At 45.2% G+C, this 19,975-nt stretch carries 20 protein-coding genes and 1 tRNA gene; 20 read left to right on the top strand and 1 reads right to left on the bottom strand.

What is annotated here, in order from left to right:
- The first annotated feature begins 27 nt into the window (after positions 1-27).
- The 20 genes from A8O14_RS04715 (at position 28) to A8O14_RS04810 (ending at position 18,253) form a co-directional block, all read left to right on the top strand.
- Positions 28-1,026: an NAD(P)H-quinone oxidoreductase gene (locus A8O14_RS04715; RefSeq protein ID WP_068948471.1), complete on the top strand. Its 999-nt coding sequence runs from the start codon at positions 28-30 to the stop codon at positions 1,024-1,026.
- Between the two features lie 13 nt (positions 1,027-1,039).
- The gene (gene tpiA, locus A8O14_RS04720) at positions 1,040-1,798 is read left to right on the top strand and encodes a triose-phosphate isomerase (RefSeq protein ID WP_071608671.1); all 759 of its coding nucleotides are present in this window, start codon (positions 1,040-1,042) and stop codon (positions 1,796-1,798) included.
- 22 nt (positions 1,799-1,820) lie between these two features.
- Positions 1,821-2,165 carry a preprotein translocase subunit SecG gene (secG, locus tag A8O14_RS04725; protein ID WP_068948473.1) on the top strand — a complete coding sequence of 115 codons (345 nt, stop codon included), beginning with the start codon at positions 1,821-1,823 and terminating at the stop codon, positions 2,163-2,165.
- An 86-nt stretch (positions 2,166-2,251) separates the two neighbouring features.
- Positions 2,252-2,336, top strand: a tRNA-Leu gene (locus tag A8O14_RS04730).
- A 110-nt stretch (positions 2,337-2,446) separates the two neighbouring features.
- A complete protein-coding gene (locus tag A8O14_RS04735; RefSeq protein WP_068948474.1) occupies positions 2,447-2,806 on the top strand; it encodes an NADH-quinone oxidoreductase subunit A in 360 nt (119 codons plus the stop codon).
- Between the two features lie 5 nt (positions 2,807-2,811).
- Entirely contained in the window at positions 2,812-3,294 is a 483-nt protein-coding gene (locus A8O14_RS04740) for a NuoB/complex I 20 kDa subunit family protein (protein ID WP_011902891.1), read from the top strand.
- A 3-nt stretch (positions 3,295-3,297) separates the two neighbouring features.
- Positions 3,298-3,897 carry an NADH-quinone oxidoreductase subunit C gene (locus A8O14_RS04745; RefSeq protein ID WP_068948475.1) on the top strand — a complete coding sequence of 200 codons (600 nt, stop codon included), beginning with the start codon at positions 3,298-3,300 and terminating at the stop codon, positions 3,895-3,897.
- A 3-nt stretch (positions 3,898-3,900) separates the two neighbouring features.
- Entirely contained in the window at positions 3,901-5,154 is a 1,254-nt protein-coding gene (locus A8O14_RS04750; RefSeq protein ID WP_068948476.1) for an NADH-quinone oxidoreductase subunit D, read from the top strand.
- A gap of 23 nt (positions 5,155-5,177) precedes the next feature.
- Positions 5,178-5,684 (top strand): NADH-quinone oxidoreductase subunit NuoE, encoded by a 507-nt coding sequence (gene nuoE, locus A8O14_RS04755; protein WP_068948477.1) that lies wholly within the window; start codon positions 5,178-5,180, stop codon positions 5,682-5,684.
- Positions 5,681-6,979, top strand: coding sequence for an NADH-quinone oxidoreductase subunit NuoF (nuoF, locus tag A8O14_RS04760; protein ID WP_068948478.1), 1,299 nt, complete (start codon positions 5,681-5,683; stop codon positions 6,977-6,979). Before nuoE ends, nuoF begins: the two co-directional genes overlap by 4 nt.
- A 31-nt stretch (positions 6,980-7,010) precedes the next feature.
- Positions 7,011-9,326, top strand: a complete 2,316-nt coding sequence (gene nuoG / locus A8O14_RS04765; protein ID WP_068948479.1) for an NADH-quinone oxidoreductase subunit NuoG — start codon at positions 7,011-7,013, stop codon at positions 9,324-9,326.
- An 8-nt stretch (positions 9,327-9,334) separates the two neighbouring features.
- Entirely contained in the window at positions 9,335-10,408 is a 1,074-nt protein-coding gene (gene nuoH, locus A8O14_RS04770; RefSeq protein ID WP_068948480.1) for an NADH-quinone oxidoreductase subunit NuoH, read from the top strand.
- Between the two features lie 11 nt (positions 10,409-10,419).
- Positions 10,420-10,911, top strand: a complete 492-nt coding sequence (nuoI, locus tag A8O14_RS04775) for an NADH-quinone oxidoreductase subunit NuoI (RefSeq protein ID WP_068948481.1) — start codon at positions 10,420-10,422, stop codon at positions 10,909-10,911.
- A 21-nt stretch (positions 10,912-10,932) separates the two neighbouring features.
- A complete protein-coding gene (locus A8O14_RS04780; protein WP_068948482.1) occupies positions 10,933-11,580 on the top strand; it encodes an NADH-quinone oxidoreductase subunit J in 648 nt (215 codons plus the stop codon).
- Positions 11,577-11,888 (top strand): NADH-quinone oxidoreductase subunit NuoK, encoded by a 312-nt coding sequence (gene nuoK / locus A8O14_RS04785; protein ID WP_191904674.1) that lies wholly within the window; start codon positions 11,577-11,579, stop codon positions 11,886-11,888. The genes A8O14_RS04780 and nuoK overlap by 4 nt, the downstream gene beginning before the upstream one ends.
- Positions 11,889-11,890: 2 nt before the next feature.
- Positions 11,891-13,945, top strand: a complete 2,055-nt coding sequence (nuoL, locus tag A8O14_RS04790) for an NADH-quinone oxidoreductase subunit L (RefSeq protein ID WP_068948483.1) — start codon at positions 11,891-11,893, stop codon at positions 13,943-13,945.
- Positions 13,946-13,969: 24 nt separating this feature from the next.
- Positions 13,970-15,436, top strand: a complete 1,467-nt coding sequence (locus tag A8O14_RS04795) for an NADH-quinone oxidoreductase subunit M (RefSeq protein WP_068948484.1) — start codon at positions 13,970-13,972, stop codon at positions 15,434-15,436.
- A 10-nt stretch (positions 15,437-15,446) separates the two neighbouring features.
- Positions 15,447-16,946, top strand: a complete 1,500-nt coding sequence (gene nuoN, locus A8O14_RS04800) for an NADH-quinone oxidoreductase subunit NuoN (protein ID WP_068948485.1) — start codon at positions 15,447-15,449, stop codon at positions 16,944-16,946.
- Between the two features lie 143 nt (positions 16,947-17,089).
- Positions 17,090-17,689 carry an NUDIX domain-containing protein gene (locus A8O14_RS04805; RefSeq protein ID WP_068948486.1) on the top strand — a complete coding sequence of 200 codons (600 nt, stop codon included), beginning with the start codon at positions 17,090-17,092 and terminating at the stop codon, positions 17,687-17,689.
- 66 nt (positions 17,690-17,755) lie between these two features.
- Positions 17,756-18,253, top strand: a complete 498-nt coding sequence (locus A8O14_RS04810) for a DUF1178 family protein (protein WP_068948487.1) — start codon at positions 17,756-17,758, stop codon at positions 18,251-18,253.
- 66 nt (positions 18,254-18,319) lie between these two features.
- On the opposite strand, the gene A8O14_RS04815 is transcribed toward A8O14_RS04810, so the two are convergent.
- The gene (locus A8O14_RS04815) at positions 18,320-19,840 is read right to left on the bottom strand and encodes a CoA-acylating methylmalonate-semialdehyde dehydrogenase (RefSeq protein ID WP_068948488.1); all 1,521 of its coding nucleotides are present in this window, start codon (positions 19,838-19,840) and stop codon (positions 18,320-18,322) included.
- Positions 19,841-19,975 lie beyond the last annotated feature (135 nt).

The following is a 19,975-nucleotide window of genomic DNA, read 5'->3' on the forward strand; positions in this document are numbered from 1 at the left end:
ACTTCTATAGATCTTTCGGAGCTTTCAATGCGTGTAATTGAGATCAAAGAATTCGGTGCGCCAGAGGTGCTGGTACCTGCCACTCGTCCAGATCCGGCGGTACCAACCGCTGGATCTGGCGAGGTATTGATTAAGGTTTTAGCTGCGGGGATTAACCGTCCTGATGTTTTGCAACGCAAAGGTCATTACCCTGTACCGGCAGGTGCATCTGACATTCCTGGCCTTGAAGTTGCAGGTGAAATTATTGGTGGTGACTTAGCGCATGCAGATAACGCATTTGGTTTGAAGATTGGCGATAAAGTTTGTGCTTTGGTGCAAGGTGGCGGCTATGCTGATCTTTGCACTGCGCCGATTGCCCAATGTTTACCTTATCCAACCGGTTTTACCGATCAAGAAGCAGCAGCGTTACCTGAAACTTTCTATACCGTATGGAGCAATGTCTTCATGCGTGGCGAATTATCTGATGGCGAAACACTCTTAGTGCAAGGTGGTTCAAGCGGCATCGGCGTTACTGCCATTTTGCTTGCTAAGGCCATGGGTCATCAGGTGTTTGTTACAGCTGGTACTGATGAGAAGTGCAAAGCATGTTTAAAGTTAGGCGCAGATCTTGCCATTAATTACAAGACACAAGACTTTGTCGAAGAAGTGAAAAAGGCTACTGATGGTAAGGGTGTAAACGTCATTCTCGATATGGTGACTGGCGCTTACGTTCAACGAGAAATTGATTGCTTGGCAGATGATGGTCGTATTGTGATCATTGCGATACAAGGCGGATCAAAAGCGGAAGTGAGTACCAATCAAATTTTGCGCCGCCGCTTAACCATTACTGGATCGACATTGCGTCCACGGCCAGTGTCATTTAAGAAGCAAATTACCAAACAGCTCTATGACAATGTTTGGCCATTATTAAATGCTGGCAAATTGAAACCTGCGATTTATCAAACCTTTACGCTGGATCAAGCGGCAGATGCTCATCGCTTGATGGAGTCATCTGAGCACGTCGGCAAAATTGTTCTGACGGTTTAACAGTTAACAAGCTATGCGTCCACTTATCGTCATCGGCAACTGGAAAATGAATGGTAGTCTTGTAAGTAATCAAGATTGGATTAAAACCGTTGCCCGCGGCATGGAAAGTGGTATGCCCGCTGGTCGTCAATTTGCTGTATGTCCACCGTTTCCCTATTTGGCTCAATGCGCCAATTTGATTAAAGAGCATTCATTGGCTTTTTTAAGCTTAGGCGCTCAAGATGCCTCCGCGCAAGCTTGCGGCGCTTATACCGGTGAAGCTAGTGCAGCCATGCTTAAGGAGATGGGCTGTCAGTATGTCATCGTTGGCCACTCAGAGCGCCGTCAAATGCATCATGAAGTTGATGAGGTCGTAGCTGCCAAAGCTCTACAGGTTTTGGATAACGGCATGACACCTGTAATTTGCGTTGGCGAGACTGCTGATGAGCGGAATTCTGGTAGGGCTGAAGAAGTTGTTTGTGGACAGATTGCAAAGCAAGTTTCTGTTCTGCAAGATCGTTTGGCTGATTGCCTGATTGCCTATGAGCCAGTGTGGGCTATTGGTACCGGCAAGGTAGCAAGCGCTCAAGTTGCACAAGATATGCATCGTCATATTCGTCTGCAGTTAGCAGAGTTTGATGAGGATGTGGCTTCTCATGTGGGAATTTTGTATGGCGGCAGCGTCAAGCCTGATAATGCCGTTGAATTGTTTGCCATGCCCGATATTGATGGTGGATTAGTTGGAGGGGCCTCATTAAACCCTGAAGATTTTCTAGCCATCTGCCAGGCATAGATTTTTTATTTGGAGATAAGCTGTGGAATGGTTTAAGACTTTATTGATCGTATTGCAGGTGATTTCAGCTTTGGCTGTGATCTTATTAGTGCTATTGCAACAAGGTAAGGGCGCTGATATGGGTGCTGCCTTTGGTTCTGGCGCATCAGGTAGCTTATTCGGTGCTAGCGGATCTGCGAACTTTTTATCTCATACAACTGCCATTTTTGCAGCAGTATTTTTTATTTGTACTTTGGGTATTACTTGGATTGGTAATAAGAAGGAAGTGAGTCCGGGCGTTCTTTCCGGAACCGTGGCTCCAACAGCGGCGCCGGCTGCACCTGTTGCACCAACTCAGGACCCGACTAAACCAGCAGTTCCTAAGTAAAAAAGTCGGTTTTTACGGATTTTTCTGCCCTTATTTTTGGGTTGTTCAGTGGTGCAATGCAGTAGAATTGACTGGTTTTGGAAGATGCCGACGTGGTGAAATTGGTAGACACGCTATCTTGAGGGGGTAGTGGCTTAGGCTGTGCGAGTTCGAGTCTCGCCGTCGGCACCAAAAAAATGAAGTTTAGCTAGGGTTTTTGCTCTAAATCAATAGAGTATGTAGTGGAATAATTAATAATTTGCTGTTTTGAAGATTTACCAGACGAACGACTCAGGACCATTTTGAATCTCGCTAATTACTTTCCTGTTCTGCTTTTTATCCTCGTAGGCATTGGGGTGGGATTAGTCCCCATGTTCCTCGGAAAAATTCTGGCCCCTTCGAAGCCTGACGCTGAAAAACTCTCTCCATATGAGTGTGGTTTTGAAGCCTTCGAAGATGCGCGTATGAAGTTTGATGTGCGCTACTACTTAATTGCCATTCTCTTTATTTTGTTTGACCTTGAGACTGCATTCTTATTCCCTTGGGGAGTTGCTTTGCGCGATCTCGGTTGGTTTGGCTACGCCTCTATGGTGATCTTCCTCCTGGAATTCATTGTGGGATTTGTTTATATCTGGAAAAAGGGCGCTCTCGACTGGGAGTGATCGATATGGCATTAGAAGGCGTTCTGAAAGAAGGATTTGTTACCACTACTGCAGACCAGTTAATTAACTGGACTCGTAATGGTTCTTTATGGCCAATGACTTTTGGTTTGGCCTGCTGTGCAGTTGAAATGATGCATGCGGGAGCTTCCCGTTATGACTTAGACCGTTTTGGTGTGGTCTTCCGTCCATCCCCGCGTCAATCTGATTTGATGATTGTGGCCGGTACTCTGTGCAACAAGATGGCTCCTGCCTTGCGTAAGGTCTATGACCAAATGCCAGAACCACGTTGGGTTATTTCCATGGGTTCCTGTGCTAATGGCGGTGGTTATTACCATAACTCCTATTCAGTTGTTCGCGGTTGTGACCGCATCGTGCCAGTAGATATTTACGTTCCTGGTTGTCCTCCTACTGCGGAAGCGTTGATCTACGGAATTATTCAGCTGCAATCCAAGATTGCTCGCACCAGCACTATCGCGCGGAAGGCCTAAGCAATGTCAGATCGTTTAGTTCAACTAGCCGCTAACCTCGAGAAGGTTCTCGGTAAGCGCATTCAGTCCGTTGAGATTGCTTTAGGGGAGGTGACTGTTGTTGTCAATGCAGATACTTATCTCGAATCAGCTTTGTTGTTGCGTGATGATCCATCGCTTGCCTTTGAACAGTTGATTGATTTGTGTGGCGTTGACTATCAAGACTTCCGTGAAGGCGCTTGGAGTGGTCAGCGCTTTGGTGTTGTAAGCCATTTGCTCTCACTTGAGCATAACTGGCGTTTGCGTGTGCGGGTATTTGCACCAGACAATAGCTATCCATTGGTAGCCTCTATTACTCCCGTCTGGAATTCTGCTAACTGGTTTGAACGCGAAGCGTTTGACCTTTACGGCATTATTTTTGAAGGCCATGAAGACTTACGTCGTATCTTGACCGACTACGGCTTTATTGGTCATCCATTCAGAAAAGATTTCCCAATCAGCGGCAATGTAGAGATGCGCTATGACCCAGAGCTCAAGCGCGTTGTCTACCAGCCTGTCACGATTGAGGCGCGTGAGATTACTCCACGTATCGTTCGCGAAGAACAGTACGGAGGCCCAGTTTAAGTCATGGCACAAATTAAGAACTACACCCTCAATTTCGGTCCTCAGCATCCTGCGGCACACGGCGTATTGCGCTTAGTGCTGGAGTTGGATGGTGAAGTTATACAGCGCGCTGATCCGCATATTGGTCTGTTGCATCGTGCAACTGAGAAGCTGGCCGAGACTCGTACTTGGATTCAAAACGTTCCTTATATGGATCGCTTGGACTATGTGTCCATGATGTCCAATGAGCATGCTTATGTCATGGCTATTGAAAAGTTATTACAAGTCGATGTTCCATTGCGCGCTCAATACATCCGTGTCATGTACGATGAGCTCACGCGTTTATTGAATCACTTGCTTTGGATTGGTTGTCACGGTCTTGACGTTGGTGCGATGGCAGTTTTCCTGTACGCCTTCCGCGATCGTGAAGATATTTTTGATATGTACGAAGCGGTATCAGGCGCTCGTATGCACGCAGCTTACTATCGCCCAGGTGGTGTGTATCGTGACTTGCCTGATCAAATGGCTCAGTACGATAAGTCTAAGATTCGCAGCGCTTCCGCTGTGAAGCGTTTGAATGAAAACCGTAGCGGGACATTGCTAGATTTCATTGAGCAATTTACGAATGGCTTTGATGCAAACGTTGATGAATATTGCAACTTACTTACCGACAACCGTATTTGGAAGCAACGTTTAGTCAATATCGGTATCGTGACTCCCGAGCGCGCCTTGCAACTCGGCTTTACTGGCCCAATGTTACGTGGTTCAGGTATCGAGTGGGATTTGCGTAAGAAACAGCCATACGAAGTCTATGACCGACTCGACTTTGATATTCCAGTAGGCGTTAATGGCGATTCATACGATCGTTATTTAGTGCGCATGGAAGAGATGCGTCAATCCAATCGCATTATCAAGCAATGTGTTGCTTGGTTAAAGGCAAATCCAGGCCCTGTCATGAGTGACAACCATAAGGTTGCTCCACCGAAGCGTGTGGATATGAAGACTAATATGGAAGAATTGATTCATCACTTCAAATTATTTACAGAAGGTATTCACGTTCCCGATGGGGAGGCTTACTCAGCCGTTGAGCATCCAAAAGGTGAGTTTGGCATTTACTTAATTTCTGATGGTGCTAACAAGCCATACCGCATGAAGATTCGTGCTCCAGGATTTGTGCATCTTTCCGCAATGGATGAGATGTCACGTGGCCATATGTTGGCTGATGCCGTAACCATTATTGGTACACAGGATATTGTGTTCGGGGAGATTGACCGCTAATTAAGCGTGCCAAGGATTATTTAATGACAACAACTCTTCAACTATCCGACAAAACGCTGGCTGATATTGCCCGTAACGTCGCTAAGTATCCACCAGAGCAAAAGCAGTCTGCTGTGATGGCTTCATTGATTGCCGCTCAGACTGAAGTCGGTTGGGTTTCACCAGAAGTGATCGCTACCGTAGCGCAAATTTTAGAAATGCCTACGATCGCAGTTGAGGAAGTAGCAACTTTCTACAACATGTACAACACCAAACCCATCGGTAAGTATAAGTTAGTCATCTGCACAAACTTGCCATGCCAATTAACTCATGGCGAAACTGCAGCAACTTACTTAAAAGAAACCTTGGGTATAGGCTACAACGAAACTACTCCATGTGGCACCTTTACTTTAAAAGAGGGTGAGTGCATGGGTGCATGCGGCGATTCACCAGTAATGCTGGTGAATGACAAGCGCATGTGTAGCTTTATGAGTAAAGAAAAGATTGACGCTCTATTAAATGAGCTACGTGCAGAAGGGAAAGTAGCATGACCAGCTTGCACGATCGCCACATTAAGCCTTTGATCCTTGCAGGATTGAATGGTGATAACTGGCGTTTAAAAGATTACGAGAGCCGTGGTGGTTATCAACAGTTACGTCGTTTGATTAATGACAAGGTTGCGCCAGATGCCATCATCGCTGAATTAAAGGCTTCATCACTGCGTGGTCGTGGTGGTGCAGGCTTCCCAACGGGATTGAAGTGGAGCTTCATGCCACGCCAATTTCCAGGTCAAAAATATTTAGTTTGTAATAGTGACGAAGGTGAGCCTGGTACGTTTAAAGACCGTGACATCATGCGTTACAACCCACATGCTTTGATTGAAGGCATGATCATTGGTGCATACACCATGGGTATTACGACAGGCTATAACTACATTCACGGCGAAATATGGGAAGTGTATTCTCGCTTTGAAGAAGCCCTGGAAGAAGCACGTGCTTCTGGTTACTTGGGCGACAAAATTTTAGGCAGTGATTTCTCATTCCAATTGCATGCAGCTCCAGGCTGGGGTGCATATATCTGTGGTGAAGAAACTGCTTTGCTTGAATCTTTAGAGGGCAAAAAAGGTCAGCCACGCTTTAAGCCACCTTTTCCCGCAAGTTTTGGTTTGTATGGCAAACCAACCACGATTAATAACACTGAAACATTTGCTGCTGTGCCATTTGTATTGGCAATTGGCGGTCAAGCCTATTTAGATCTTGGCAAGCCAAACAATGGCGGTACTAAGATTTTCTCAGTATCCGGTGACGTAGTGCATCCAGGAAACTATGAGATTCCATTAGGTACACCATTTGCTGAGCTCTTAAAGCTTGCTGGTGGAATGCGTGATGGTAAGTCGATTAAGGCTGTTATACCTGGCGGTTCATCTGCTCCTGTTATTCCTGGTGCACAGATGATGGATCTGACCATGGATTACGACAGTATCGCTAAAGCAGGTTCGATGTTAGGTTCTGGTGCGGTCATCGTCATGAATGAAACCCGCTGTATGGTTCGCGCACTCGAGCGCCTTTCTTATTTCTATCACGAAGAATCTTGTGGTCAATGTACCCCATGCCGCGAAGGTACTGGCTGGCTATGGCGCATTGTTCACCGCATTGAACACGGTCAAGGTCGCCCTGAAGATTTAGATTTGCTCAACGATGTAGCGGCCAATATTCAAGGTCGCACGATTTGTGCATTGGGTGATGCAGCTGCGATGCCAGTACGTGGCATGTTGAAGCATTACATGGATGAATTTGCGTATCACGTAGAACATAAGCGCTGCTTAGATTCTGCAAAACCTTTATAAGTTATTGAGCACGGGACATCTTAAAGTGAGCATGGTAGAAATCGAATTAGATGGTAAGACGGTAGAAGTTCCGCAAGGTTCGATGGTGATGCACGCCGCGAACAAGTTGGGCACTTACGTTCCGCATTTCTGCTATCACAAGAAGTTATCCATCGCAGCAAACTGTCGTATGTGTCTGGTTGAGGTGGAAAAGGCGCCCAAACCTTTGCCAGCCTGTGCAACACCAGTAACCCAAGGTATGAAGGTGTTTACGCATTCGGCTAAAGCGGTTGAAGCACAGCGCTCAGTCATGGAGTTCTTGCTGATTAACCACCCATTGGATTGCCCAATTTGCGACCAAGGCGGCGAGTGCCAATTACAGGACTTAGCAGTGGGTTACGGAAAATCGAATTCACGCTACGACGAAGAGAAGCGTGTTGTCTTCCATAAAAATGTGGGTCCACTCATCTCAATGCAAGAGATGAGTCGTTGTATTCACTGCACTCGCTGTGTCCGTTTCGGTCAAGAAGTTGCTGGTGTTATGGAGCTTGGCATGATTAACCGTGGCGAGCATTCTGAAATCACCACATTCGTTGGTCAAACCGTGGATTCAGAGTTATCTGGAAATATGATTGATTTATGTCCAGTGGGTGCATTAACAAGCAAGCCATTCCGTTACGAAGCTCGAACATGGGAATTGGGACGCAAGCGTTCCGTAAGTCCGCACGACAGCTTAGGTGCAAATACAACTGTACAAACTAAAGCTAACAAAGTAATGCGTGTAGTTGCTTTGGACAATGAAGAGATCAACGAGTGTTGGATTAGCGATCGTGATCGCTTTGCATATGAAGGCTTGAATAGTAAAGACCGCATCACTACACCAATGGTGAAGCAGGGCGGCCAATGGCTGGAAACGGATTGGCAATCGGCCTTGGATTATGTTGCCCACTCATTGAAGACTATTTCCTCTGAGAGTGGTCCGCAGTCTATTGGTGCATTAGCTCATCCAATCTCTAGCACTGAAGAATTACACCTCTTACAAAAGATCGTTCGTGGCTTAGGCTCAAACCAGGTAGAGACCCGTTTACGTCAAACTGATATTGCTGGTGCAGCAACTGCTCCTTGGTTGGGCATGCCTATTGCTAAGTTGAGTACTTTGGATCGCGCACTAGTCATCGGTAGCTTCTTGCGTAAGGATCAACCAGTCCTGGCAGCGCGCTTGCGCACTGCCACCAAACGTGGTCTCCAAGTTTCTCGTGTTGATGCAGGTGGTGATGATTGGTTAATTACAGCTACTGGAATTGCTGCTGCTCCTAGTGCATGGCTCAATGCTTTGAGTGAAGTTGCTTTGGCAATAGCAAAAGCGAAATCTGTTTCTGCTCCTGTCGGAACTTTTAATTTACCTGTGTCTGCACCAGCACAAAAGATTGCGGACAGCTTGCTCTCAGGCTCTACTGCAGCAGTATTGATTGGTTCAGCCGCTATTGCGCATCCCCATTCATCTGATTTGCATGTCTTGGCACAATTTATTGCTGAGCAAACTGGTGCAACCTTAGGCTTCTTACCAGTAGGTGGCAATGCAGTTGGTGCATCTTTAGTAAATGCCAATGGCGCTGGTATTGAATCAGTATTGTCGGGCGATCGTCGTGCCGTCCTATTGATGAACATCGAGCCAGATTCTGATCTGCCTAATCCAGAGCAAGCACGCGCCGCTTTGGCAATGGCAAATACGGTAATTGCTTTGAGTGCGTACAAGTCAGCTGACTTGCTTGAAGTTGCAGATGTTATTCTGCCCATCACACCGTTTACTGAGACAGTATCTACATTTGTCAATGCTGAAGGTAGGGCGCAAACTATCCAGCCAGCAGTGAAGCCTTTGGCTGATTCACGTCCAGCGTGGAAAGTCTTGCGGGTACTTGGTGGGCTGTTGAATTTGGATGGTTTCCTCTATAACTTACCAGAAGAAGTGCTTGGTGAGGCTTTGGGTGATAACTACTGCACACGATTGAACAATCAATCTGCTGCTAATTCTGTAGCCAATGGAACCGTGGCCCCATTAAATGGTCTCGAGCGTTTGTCTGATGTGAATATCTATGCTGGTGATCAAATTGTGCGCCGCTCATCTGCATTGCAATTAACTCGTGATGCAAAACGGGGTAATCAAGTCGGACTAGGTCAGAAACTCTTTAATGCGCTTGGCTTGAAAGAGGGCGATGCTGTGCAAGTAAGTCAGGGCAATCATTCTGTTGCTTTACCAGCCACTCTTGAAGTGAATTTAGCAGAAGGTGCCGTGAGAATTTCTGCAGGCACTGTGGCCAGTGCCAAACTAGGATCTATGTTTGGTCCTGTAACTGTTATCAAGACATAAGGGGCGAGATGGATAATTTCTTGAACCTCATTACGACTCAAGGCGAGGCTATCTTTGGCTCCCTGTGGCCGCTTGTTTGGGCTTTAGTCCGTATTGTCATTATTGTGCTGCCAATGTTTGGTTGTGTGGCTTACTTGACGCTCTGGGAGCGGAAGTTAATTGGTTGGATGCACATTCGTCTTGGACCAAACCGTGTTGGTCCTTTGGGCTTGCTTCAACCCATTGCTGATGCATTAAAGCTCTTGATGAAGGAGATCATCTCCCCAGCGCAAGCAAGCAAAGTGCTGTATTTCATTGCGCCGATTATGGTGATCATGCCTGCATTTGCAGCATGGGCAGTAATTCCATTCCAGGCAAAAATGGTGTTGGCTGATGTTAATGCTGGCCTTTTGTACATCATGGCGATTTCATCGATTGGTGTGTACGGCGTAATTCTTGCGGGATGGTCGTCCAACTCTAAATATCCATTTCTTGGCGCAATGCGCGCATCGGCTCAAATGATTTCTTATGAAATCGCTATGGGCTTTGCATTGGTCACCGTATTGATAACTTCAGGCTCTTTGAACTTAAGCGCGATTGTGGCTTCTCAGGAGCATGGTTATTTCGCACATATGGGTTTGAACTTCCTATCCTGGAATTGGTTACCACTGCTACCAATGTTCTTGATCTATTTCATTTCAGGTGTTGCTGAGACAAACCGTCATCCATTTGATGTGGTGGAAGGCGAGTCTGAGATTGTTGCAGGACACATGGTTGAGTATTCAGGAATGTCGTTTGCAATGTTCTTCTTGGCTGAATACGCCAACATGATTTTGATCGCTGCTGTTGCCTCCATCATGTTCTTGGGTGGATGGTTGCCCATTGTCGATTTGCCTATCTTTCGCGACATTCCAGGTTTCTTCTGGCTATTTGGCAAAACATTCTTCCTGTTATCTTGTGTGATCTGGTTGCGTGCTACATTGCCACGCTACCGTTACGACCAGATTATGCGCTTGGGCTGGAAGATCTTTATCCCCATCTCAGTCTTCTGGGTGGTTGTTATCGGCGCTTGGGTCGTATCCCCATGGAATATCTGGAAATAAGTTGATCAATCATGTTTAAGAAAATTTCCCAATTCCTCGATAGCTTGATGCTTAAAGACATCTTGACAGGTATGTCGATTACTGGTCGATATCTCTTTAAGCCAAAAATCACCGTTCAATACCCTGATGAGAAGACGCCGTTATCAAGTCGATTCCGCGGCTTGCACGCTTTGCGCCGCTATGAAAATGGTGAAGAGCGTTGCATCGGTTGCAAATTATGTGAGGCAGTATGCCCAGCATATGCAATCACCATTGAGACAGCAGAGCGTGATGACGGTACGCGTCGTACATCCCGTTATGACATCGACTTAACGAAGTGTATTTTCTGTGGTTTCTGTGAAGAAGCTTGTCCGGTTGATGCTATCGTTGAAACGAATATTTTTGAGTATTTCGGTGATAAGCGTGGCGATCTGTACTTTACTAAAGAAATGCTTTTGGCTGTTGGCGATAAGTACGAAAAAGATATTGCCGCTAATCGTGCTGCTGACGCACCTTATCGTTAATCGAATAGAGCACAAATTATTATGACATTCGATCCATCTACATTATTCGCTGTTTTCTTCTACGGCTTTGCAGGCTTGTTAGTGATTTCTGCATTGCGCGTGATAACGGCTCGCAATCCTGTGCATGCAGCACTATTCTTGGTTCTAGCTTTCTTCTGCGCCTCTGGCTTGTGGATGTTGCTCAAAGCAGAATTCTTAAGCCTCGCATTGATTTTGGTTTATGTTGGCGCTGTGATGGTTCTATTCTTATTCGTAGTGATGATGCTCGACTTAGATCTTGAGCATCTTCGCCGTGATTTCAAGAAATTTCTGCCTGTCGCCTTCTTAATGGGTGCTGTGATTGTTCTTGAATTATCGATCGTGATTATTCGTAGTTTTATCGGAACTAACGCGCCAGTACAACCGATGCCAGAAGAAGTAATGGCAAATAATACCCAAGCTTTGGGCATGTTAATTTTTGGTGAATATGTTTATGCCTTTGAAGTTGCCGGTGTGATCTTGTTAGTAGCGATCATTGCTGCAGTCGCTTTGACACTGCGTAATCGCAAAGACTCAAAATCACAGAATATTCATGAGCAAGTAAATGTGGTAGCGGCTGATCGGATGCGTATCGTGAAGATGGGCTCTGATATGGCTGCAAAGCAAGATGCTAGGGGAGAAAAGAAATGATGAACATCACTCTAGCTCACTACTTAGTGCTTAGCGCGATCTTGTTCGCAACGAGCGTTATCGGTATTTTCTTGAATCGTAAGAATGTCATCGTGCTTTTAATGGCAATCGAATTGATGCTTCTCTCAGTCAATATGAACTTTGTTGCCTTTTCACATTATTTGGGTGACATGGCAGGTCAAGTATTCGTATTCTTTATTTTGACTGTGGCAGCTGCTGAAGCGGCTATCGGCTTGGCAATCTTAGTTGTGCTCTTCCGTAAGGTTGACACGATTAACGCCGAAGATCTTGACCACCTTAAAGGCTAGTCATGCAATTGACCTTAAATATTCCTGTTCTCTGTGCCATTCCATTGGCGCCATTGGTGGGCTCAATCATTGCTGGCTTCTTTGGCACCAAATTAGGTGGTAACCGCATTGGTCATGGAGCAAGCCAATTTGTGACCATCTTGGGTGTAACTATTGCCTTCGTTTTATCTTGCAATGTGTTATCCCAGGTAATGGATGGCTTCTATTTCAACGGTACCGTATATCGTTGGATGCAACTAGGTGAGCTCAATTTAGATATTGGCTTCTTAATTGATCCATTAACAGCAACCATGATGTGTGTAGTGACCTTTGTGTCGCTAATGGTTCATATTTACACGATTGGCTATATGCATGGTGAAGAAGGCTATAACCGCTTCTTCTCATACATCTCATTGTTTACTTTTGCCATGTTGATGTTGGTAATGAGTAACAACCTTTTGCAGCTTTTCTTTGGTTGGGAAGCGGTGGGTGTGGTGTCCTATTTATTGATTGGCTTCTACTTCGAGCGTCAATCGGCAGTGTTTGCCAATATGAAAGCCTTCTTAGTTAACCGTGTTGGTGACTTTGGCTTCATCCTAGGTATTGGTCTATTGCTAGCAAGCACAGGGTCTATGCAATATGACGTGATCTTCTCGCAAAATGCTGCGTTGGCAGCACAAACTTTGCCAGGGACAAGTTGGAACCTGGTAACAGTGGCATGCATTTGTTTGTTTATTGGCGCCATGGGTAAATCAGCGCAATTCCCATTGCATGTATGGCTTCCAGATTCCATGGAAGGTCCAACCCCTATTTCTGCATTGATTCACGCAGCAACCATGGTTACAGCTGGCATCTTTATGGTGTCACGGATGTCACCGCTATTTGAGCTCTCAGATGTTGCTTTGAGCTTTATCTTGGTAATTGGCTCAATTACAGCCTTATTCATGGGTTTCTTGGGCATCGTACAAAACGATATCAAGCGTGTAGTTGCTTATTCAACATTGTCTCAATTGGGTTACATGACTGTTGCCTTGGGTGTATCCGCTTACCCAGTAGCAATTTTTCACTTGATGACGCATGCATTCTTTAAGGCACTCTTGTTCCTTGCTGCCGGTAGCGTTATTTTGGGTATGCACCACGAGCAAGATATGCGCAAGATGGGTGGCTTGTGGAAATACATGCCAATAACTTGCCTAATGATGCTCTTGGGTAACTTGGCGTTAATTGGTACACCGTTCTTCTCCGGCTTTTACTCAAAAGATTCCATCATTGAGGCTGTTGCAGCAAGTCATATTCCTGGCTCAGGATTTGCTTACTTTGCAGTAATGGCAAGTGTATTTGTGACGGCTTTGTATTCTTTCCGACTGTATTTCTGGGTATTCCACGGCAAGGCCCGTTGGGGTCATGCAGATTCACATGATCACCATCATGATCATGCAGAGCAGGGCGATGATCACGCCCACCATGGTTTAGCTCCCGGAGAGAAGCCACACGAGTCCCCATTGGTAGTGACTTTGCCATTGATTCTCTTAGCTATTCCCTCTGTGATTATTGGTTTCTACACAATTTCACCACTCTTGTTTGGTACTTACTTTGGGGATTCAATCTTTATCGATTTAGCTCGTCATCCCGTCATGAAGGAGCTTGAAGAAGAGTTTCATGGCCCAATAGCGATGGCAATTCATGCATTTACTTCGCCAGTATTAGGTCTCGTTTTACTTGGCGTGTTGACAGCGGCAATTGGTTATTTATGGGCTCCCAAATTACCAGCAAAATTTGCTGAGGCTTTTGCCCCTATTAAGAAACTTTTTGATAACAAGTACTACTTAGATGACTTAAACCAAGCAGTGTTTGCCAAGGGTCTGATCTGGATTGGAAGCTTCTTGTGGCATCGCGGCGATCAAAAAGTGATCGACGGTTTCTTTGTTAACGGCAGCGCACATTCAGTTGGACGCTTTGCTGGTGTCATTCGCCATTTGCAATCCGGTTATGTGTATCACTATGCTTTTGCAATGATTGCAGGCTTAGCGGTATTGTTGGCCTGGGTTTTGTATGCTTACCTGCCTTTTGTTAGATAGGCCTTTGTTACTTAAGAAGCCACTATGACTCTTTCTTACGCCATTTGGACCCCGATTATTTTTGGACTCATTATTTTGTTTTATGGGTCTGAAAAGCCATCTGCTGGAGTGCGCTGGTTGGCCCTAATCGGTGCTGTTATTGGCTTTATCGCAACTTTGCCTTTGGTGATCAACTTTGATATTGCTAATGCGGGTATGCAGTTTGTTGAAAAGTTTAGTTGGATTCCTCGTTACGACATTAATTACTACCTTGGTATTGATGGTATTTCAGTTTGGTTCATTGTTTTAACAGCATTTATTAACATCTTTGTTGTGATTGCCGCCTGGGAAGTGATTGATACCAAGGTTTCCCAGTACATGGCTTCATTCATGATTCTTTCGGGACTAATGATTGGTGTTTTCTGTGCTTTAGACGCCTTGTTGTTCTATGTATTCTTCGAGGCAACGTTGATCCCGATGTACATCATCATTGGTGTATGGGGTGGTCATAACCGTATTTATGCCGCCTTTAAGTTTTTCTTGTATACCTTGCTTGGCTCATTGCTAACCTTGGTTGCAATGCTGTACCTCTACAACGTTACAAATACTTTTGATATCTTGGCTTGGCAAAACGCCCGTCTAGATATTGTTGAACAGATTTTGTTGTTTGCCGCTTTCTTTATGGCCTTTGCTGTGAAGGTTCCAATGTGGCCTCTCCATACTTGGTTGCCAGATGTTCACGTTGAAGCGCCTACCGGTGGATCGGTTGTGTTGGCTGCAATTATGTTAAAGCTTGGCGCATATGGTTTCCTGCGCTTCTCTTTGCCAATTGCTCCAGATGCCAGCCAATATCTTGGCCCATTTGTCATTTTCTTATCTTTAGTTGCCGTCATTTATGTTGGCGCTGTTGCGCTGGTTCAAAAAGATATGAAAAAGCTTGTAGCGTATTCATCTGTAGCGCATATGGGATTTGTAACCTTAGGATTCTTCCTCTTTAGTCCACTAGGTATTGAGGGCGGCATAGTTCAGATGATTTCTCACGGCTTTGTTGCCGGTGCAATGTTCTTGTCTATCGGCGTTCTATATGACCGTATGCATACTCGTCAAATTGCAGATTACGGTGGTGTAGTGCATCGTATGCCAGCCTTTACTGCTTTTGCAGTGTTGATGGCGATGGCGAACTGCGGATTACCGGCTACCTCAGGATTCGTTGGCGAATTCATGGTGATTTTGGCGGCAGTTGATTATGACTTTGTGATCGGTATCCTAGCTGCTACGGCATTAATTCTTGGTGCTGCGTATTCTCTATGGATGGTTAAGCGGGTATTCTTTGGTGCGATGAATAATGCCCATGTACAAGAGCTCAAAGACCTCAACGCCCGTGAATATTTCATGATGGCTGTCTTAACGATCTGCGTAATTGGAATGGGTGTGTATCCAAAACCATTTACAGACATTATTCATCCAGCGGTAATTAATCTGCTACAGCATGTTGCTGTTAGCAAACTCTGAGTAAAAGCAAATGCAAGCATTCGACCTATACGCCATCCTGCCGGAACTCGTTTTACTCCTTGCCACTTGCTTCTTATTGGTAGCAAGTGTTTATGTTCGCGAAAGAGTACCTACTACACTAGGTATTGAGCAAGATATTTTTCATACTCCACGCGGAGTAGGTTTTGTTTACTTCTTTTCACTGCTCTTATTGATTTATCTGATTTTTGCATTTGTTGGTCGCATGGGTGACGTTTCCCTGGTGGCCATGAATGGTTTATTTCAATCAGACCCACTCTCAAACTTACTTAAGGCCTGTTCATGTGGCGCTGTTTTGGTGAGTTTGATTTACTCTAAGCGGTATTTACAGGATCGCGCTTTATTCCGTCCTGATTTTATCGTCTTGGCATTGCTGGCGCTATTGGGTCAGATGGTATTGATCTCTGGTGCTAATTTATTAACTTTGTACCTTGGCCTAGAGTTGATGGCTTTACCTACTTATGCCTTGGTTGCCATGCGCCATAACAGCGAAAAGAGTGTTGAAGCTGGTATTAAGTATTTCGTATTAGGCGCATTGGCATCTGGTTTCTTGCTCTATGGTATGTCCATGCTTTATGGCGTAACCGGTTCTTTGGATCTGATTGAGATCTTTAAAACGGTAGCCGATCCTCGTGTAAACCATTTGGTGATGGCTTTTGGCTTGGTATTCATTGTTTCTGGACTGGCCTTTAAGCTAGGTGTTGTGCCATTTCATATGTGGGTTCCAGACGTTTATCAAGGTGCTCCTACTGCAGTGACTTTGATGATTGCAGGCGCTCCTAAGTTGGCTGCATTTGCGCTCTTATTCCGTTTGCTTGTGAATACACTTTTGCCATTGATGGGTGACTGGCAGCCGATGTTGGTATTGCTTGCAATTCTGTCATTGATAGTTGGCAACGTTACGGCGATTGCGCAAACTAACGTCAAGCGTATGCTTGCTTATTCTGCTATTGCGCAAATGGGATTCGTGATGTTGGGCATGTTGTCCGTATTTGACGATCATGCCTTTAGCGCTTCCGTGTTTTATGTGATTACTTATGTGCTGACAACCTTGGGTACCTTCGGTCTATTGATGGCTTTATCGCACAAAGGATATGACTGTGAAACTCTGGAAGGTCTCAAGGGTTTAAATAAGAAGCATCCCTGGTTTGCTTTCATTGGACTTGTCATGATGTTCTCCTTAGCCGGAATTCCGCCTACAGTCGGTTTTGCGGCTAAATTAGGTGTTCTAGAGGCTTTAGTAGATGCGGAGCATACCTTCTTGGCAATCATTGCTGTGATGGCTTCTTTGGTCGGCGCTTTCTACTACCTGAGAGTGGTAAAGGTTATGTATTTCGATGAGCCTAGTCATGAAGTCACAGTTTCTGGTTCTGGTTTTGCTAAAGGTTTGTTGAGCTTGAACACTATCTTGGTATTGGCGCTGGGCATTATTCCTGCTGGTTTAATGAGTGTTTGCTTGGATGCAATGCGTCGCACCTTACTAGGCTCGTAAAATTCATGGCACACCCAGATAAAGGCTCCTTAGGGAGCCTTTATTATTTAATACGGATGCATCAAGTTGTAATGACACTTAAATGACATACGTTTTCTGTACGATTTATTGATAATTGAATTAGACAATGTCGAAAAAATTTTATGACTGAAAAATCATTTCAAGATTTACCTGCTGGCGATCAACACTTGAGAGAGGATCGTATCTCCGGTGAAGATATTTATGGCGGCATCTTTCTCAATATGAAGCGTGACCAGGTGCGCTTACCCGATGGACAAACCGCTGCAAGGGAGTATTTAACCCATCCTGGTGCTGTAGCAATAGTGGCCTTATTAGAAGATGGAAGGGTGCTTCTGGAGCGTCAGTATCGCTATCCAATAGCAAAAGCCTGTATTGAAATTCCTGCTGGTAAATTAGAGATTGGTGAAGATCATTTACTCTGTGCGCAACGTGAGCTCGAAGAAGAAACAGGTTATACCGCTAAGAAATGGAGTTATATTCGCCGCATTCATCCGGTGATTTCCTATTCAACCGAATTCATTGATATCTATCTGGCTGAAGACTTGGTTGCTGGCAAAAGTCAGTTAGACGACGAAGAGTTTTTAGATGTCTTTGCAGCCCCTTTAGAGCAGTTAATTGCCTGGATAGAAGGGGGCGAGATTACGGACGTCAAAACTACGATTTCTGCCTACTGGCTAGATCGCTATCGCCGAGGATTGACCAGTCCCATGCCAATCAAATAGGCATTATTCAATTCCTATTAAAATAGGGCCTATTGAATTTGGCGTTTATGCCCTTATATAGGTCTTATGAAAGTCTACAACCTCGCTTGCCCTCTAGATCATCGTTTTGAAGGTTGGTTTGCCTCTGAAGAGGACTGCCTTGCACAGCAAGAGAAGGGCATGCTGGCTTGCCCAGTATGCGATAGCACTCATATTACCCGTATGCCCTCGGCACCTCATATTGCAAAATCTACCTCCACTGCGCTAGCATCTTCAAAAACGGTTCCAAATGAAGATATTGGTTCATCAAGTGGTGATGTGGTTGCCTTAACTGGAAACGACCATTCTCATTTAGAGGCACAAGTTCAAGCTGCATTCCTTAAGGGGATGCGTGAGCTAATGGGTAAATCTGAGGATGTTGGAACTTCGTTTGCAGAAGAGGCTAGAAAGATTCACTACAAAGAAGCGCCGGAGCGCAGCATCCGTGGTCAAACAACCTTAGATGAGGCTGAATCTTTAAGGGAAGAGGGTATTGAGGTTTTAGCGGTACCGCTGTTGCCGGCGTTTAAAAATACGCTTCAATAAAACTTTCAATTCTTAGATAAAAAAATATCGATCCTCAGATCGCTATTTTTATTTGGAGTAGGTCTATTACTTCGAAGTCGGCATAACAAACTCTGCACCTTTAGCAATGCTCTCAGGCCAACGTTGCATAACGCTCTTTTGTTTGGTGTAGAAGCGAACGCCTTCTTTGCCATAAGCATGCATGTCACCGAAGAGGGATTTCTTCCAACCACCAAAGCCATGCCATGCCATTGGAACTGGGATGGGCACATTAATACCAACCATTCCAACTTGAACGCGGCGGGCAAATTCACGGGCTATATTGCCATCGCTGGTAAAGCACGCAACACCATTGCCAAACTCACAAGCGTTTACCAAATTCAAGGCTTCAGTAAAGTTAGCAACTCGCAAGCAAGATAAAACAGGCCCAAAGATTTCTTCTAAGTAAATCTTCATGTCTGGCGTGACGTTATCAAACAATGTACCTCCCAGGAAGAATCCACCCTCATTACCGGGAACCTTGAGTCCACGACCATCTACTAGCAATTTTGCGCCAGAGGCAACGCCACTATCAATGTAACCAGTGATACGCTCTAATGCAGCTTTGGTGACGATTGGACCCATTTCTGCATCGAGCTCCATGCCGTTCTTTACTTTGAGCGTCTTAGTGCGCTCGATCAACTTCGGCATGATTTTTTCAGCTACATCACCAACCAATACGGCTACAGAGATGGCCATACAACGCTCACCAGCTGAGCCGTAAGCAGCGCCTACCAACGCATCAATGGCTTTATCGATGTCTGCATCAGGCATGATGACCATATGGTTCTTAGCACCACCCAATGCTTGCGAGCGTTTGCCAAAGTGAGCGCAACGTTCATAAATATAGTTTGCAATTGGGGTCGATCCAACAAAGCTAATTGCTTTGACGTCTGGATTTTCAATTAAGGCATCAACCGCTTCTTTATCGCCTTGAACCACATTAAATACGCCATCAGGTAAACCGGCTTCTTTTAGAAGCTTAGCCATGAACAAAGAGGCAGATGGATCAGTTGGGCTTGGTTTGAGAATGAAGGTATTGCCACAAGCAATCGCCATTGGGAACATCCACATTGGAACCATAACCGGGAAGTTAAATGGTGTAATACCAGCAACAACGCCTAAAGGTTGACGCATCACCCAATTATCAATATCAGTGGATACTTGTTCGGTGTATTCGCCTTTGAGAAGCTCTGGAATGCCGGTTGCAAATTCTACGATTTCAATACCGCGAGTGACTTCACCTTGGGCATCGGTAAATACCTTGCCGTGTTCAGCTGTAATGATGGCTGCTAATTCATCGCGATTCGCGTTGAGTAACTCTAAATACTTAAACATAATGCGGGCACGACGCAGTGGGCTAGTTAGGCTCCAAGACTCAAAAGCCTTTTGTGCAACTGCAACTGCTGCGTCAACTTCCTTATGACTAGCAAGAGCAACTCGGCGGGCTACCGCACCCTTCGATGGGTTGTACACATCCGCAAAACGACCATCTTTAGGGTTTACAACAGAGCCACCTACGTAGTGGCCGATATCTTCGTTTGATTCAAAGGCTTTTGGTGCGTTCATAATCTTCTGTATTAAGTATTGTTGATTTTTAGGGTCAAAAAGGGCGCTGGGCTGGTTTGCCTCCACGACCTTGCCGTCTCGTTTATTCTGTTTTTTAGTATTCTATCGCTTTAAGGCAATTTTAGTATTTTGACC

It is taken from the genome of Polynucleobacter wuianus, from assembly GCF_001659725.1.
GTDB classification, from domain to species: Bacteria; Pseudomonadota; Gammaproteobacteria; order Burkholderiales; family Burkholderiaceae; genus Polynucleobacter; species Polynucleobacter wuianus.

What these genes read in the sequence shown, in the direction of transcription:
- A8O14_RS04715 (WP_068948471.1), top strand. Translation starts at nt 28, where the DNA reads ATGCGTGTAATTGAGATCAAAGAATTCGGTGCGCCAGAGGTGCTGGTA.
- tpiA (WP_071608671.1), top strand. Translation starts at nt 1,040, where the DNA reads ATGCGTCCACTTATCGTCATCGGCAACTGGAAAATGAATGGTAGTCTT.
- A8O14_RS04740 (WP_011902891.1), top strand. Translation starts at nt 2,812, where the DNA reads ATGGCATTAGAAGGCGTTCTGAAAGAAGGATTTGTTACCACTACTGCA.
- A8O14_RS04745 (WP_068948475.1), top strand. Translation starts at nt 3,298, where the DNA reads ATGTCAGATCGTTTAGTTCAACTAGCCGCTAACCTCGAGAAGGTTCTC.
- A8O14_RS04750 (WP_068948476.1), top strand. Translation starts at nt 3,901, where the DNA reads ATGGCACAAATTAAGAACTACACCCTCAATTTCGGTCCTCAGCATCCT.
- nuoE (WP_068948477.1), top strand. Translation starts at nt 5,178, where the DNA reads ATGACAACAACTCTTCAACTATCCGACAAAACGCTGGCTGATATTGCC.
- nuoF (WP_068948478.1), top strand. Translation starts at nt 5,681, where the DNA reads ATGACCAGCTTGCACGATCGCCACATTAAGCCTTTGATCCTTGCAGGA.
- nuoG (WP_068948479.1), top strand. Translation starts at nt 7,011, where the DNA reads ATGGTAGAAATCGAATTAGATGGTAAGACGGTAGAAGTTCCGCAAGGT.
- nuoH (WP_068948480.1), top strand. Translation starts at nt 9,335, where the DNA reads ATGGATAATTTCTTGAACCTCATTACGACTCAAGGCGAGGCTATCTTT.
- nuoI (WP_068948481.1), top strand. Translation starts at nt 10,420, where the DNA reads ATGTTTAAGAAAATTTCCCAATTCCTCGATAGCTTGATGCTTAAAGAC.
- A8O14_RS04780 (WP_068948482.1), top strand. Translation starts at nt 10,933, where the DNA reads ATGACATTCGATCCATCTACATTATTCGCTGTTTTCTTCTACGGCTTT.
- nuoK (WP_191904674.1), top strand. Translation starts at nt 11,577, where the DNA reads ATGATGAACATCACTCTAGCTCACTACTTAGTGCTTAGCGCGATCTTG.
- nuoL (WP_068948483.1), top strand. Translation starts at nt 11,891, where the DNA reads ATGCAATTGACCTTAAATATTCCTGTTCTCTGTGCCATTCCATTGGCG.
- A8O14_RS04795 (WP_068948484.1), top strand. Translation starts at nt 13,970, where the DNA reads ATGACTCTTTCTTACGCCATTTGGACCCCGATTATTTTTGGACTCATT.
- nuoN (WP_068948485.1), top strand. Translation starts at nt 15,447, where the DNA reads ATGCAAGCATTCGACCTATACGCCATCCTGCCGGAACTCGTTTTACTC.
- A8O14_RS04805 (WP_068948486.1), top strand. Translation starts at nt 17,090, where the DNA reads ATGACTGAAAAATCATTTCAAGATTTACCTGCTGGCGATCAACACTTG.
- A8O14_RS04810 (WP_068948487.1), top strand. Translation starts at nt 17,756, where the DNA reads ATGAAAGTCTACAACCTCGCTTGCCCTCTAGATCATCGTTTTGAAGGT.
- A8O14_RS04815 (WP_068948488.1), bottom strand. Translation starts at nt 19,840, where the DNA reads ATGAACGCACCAAAAGCCTTTGAATCAAACGAAGATATCGGCCACTAC.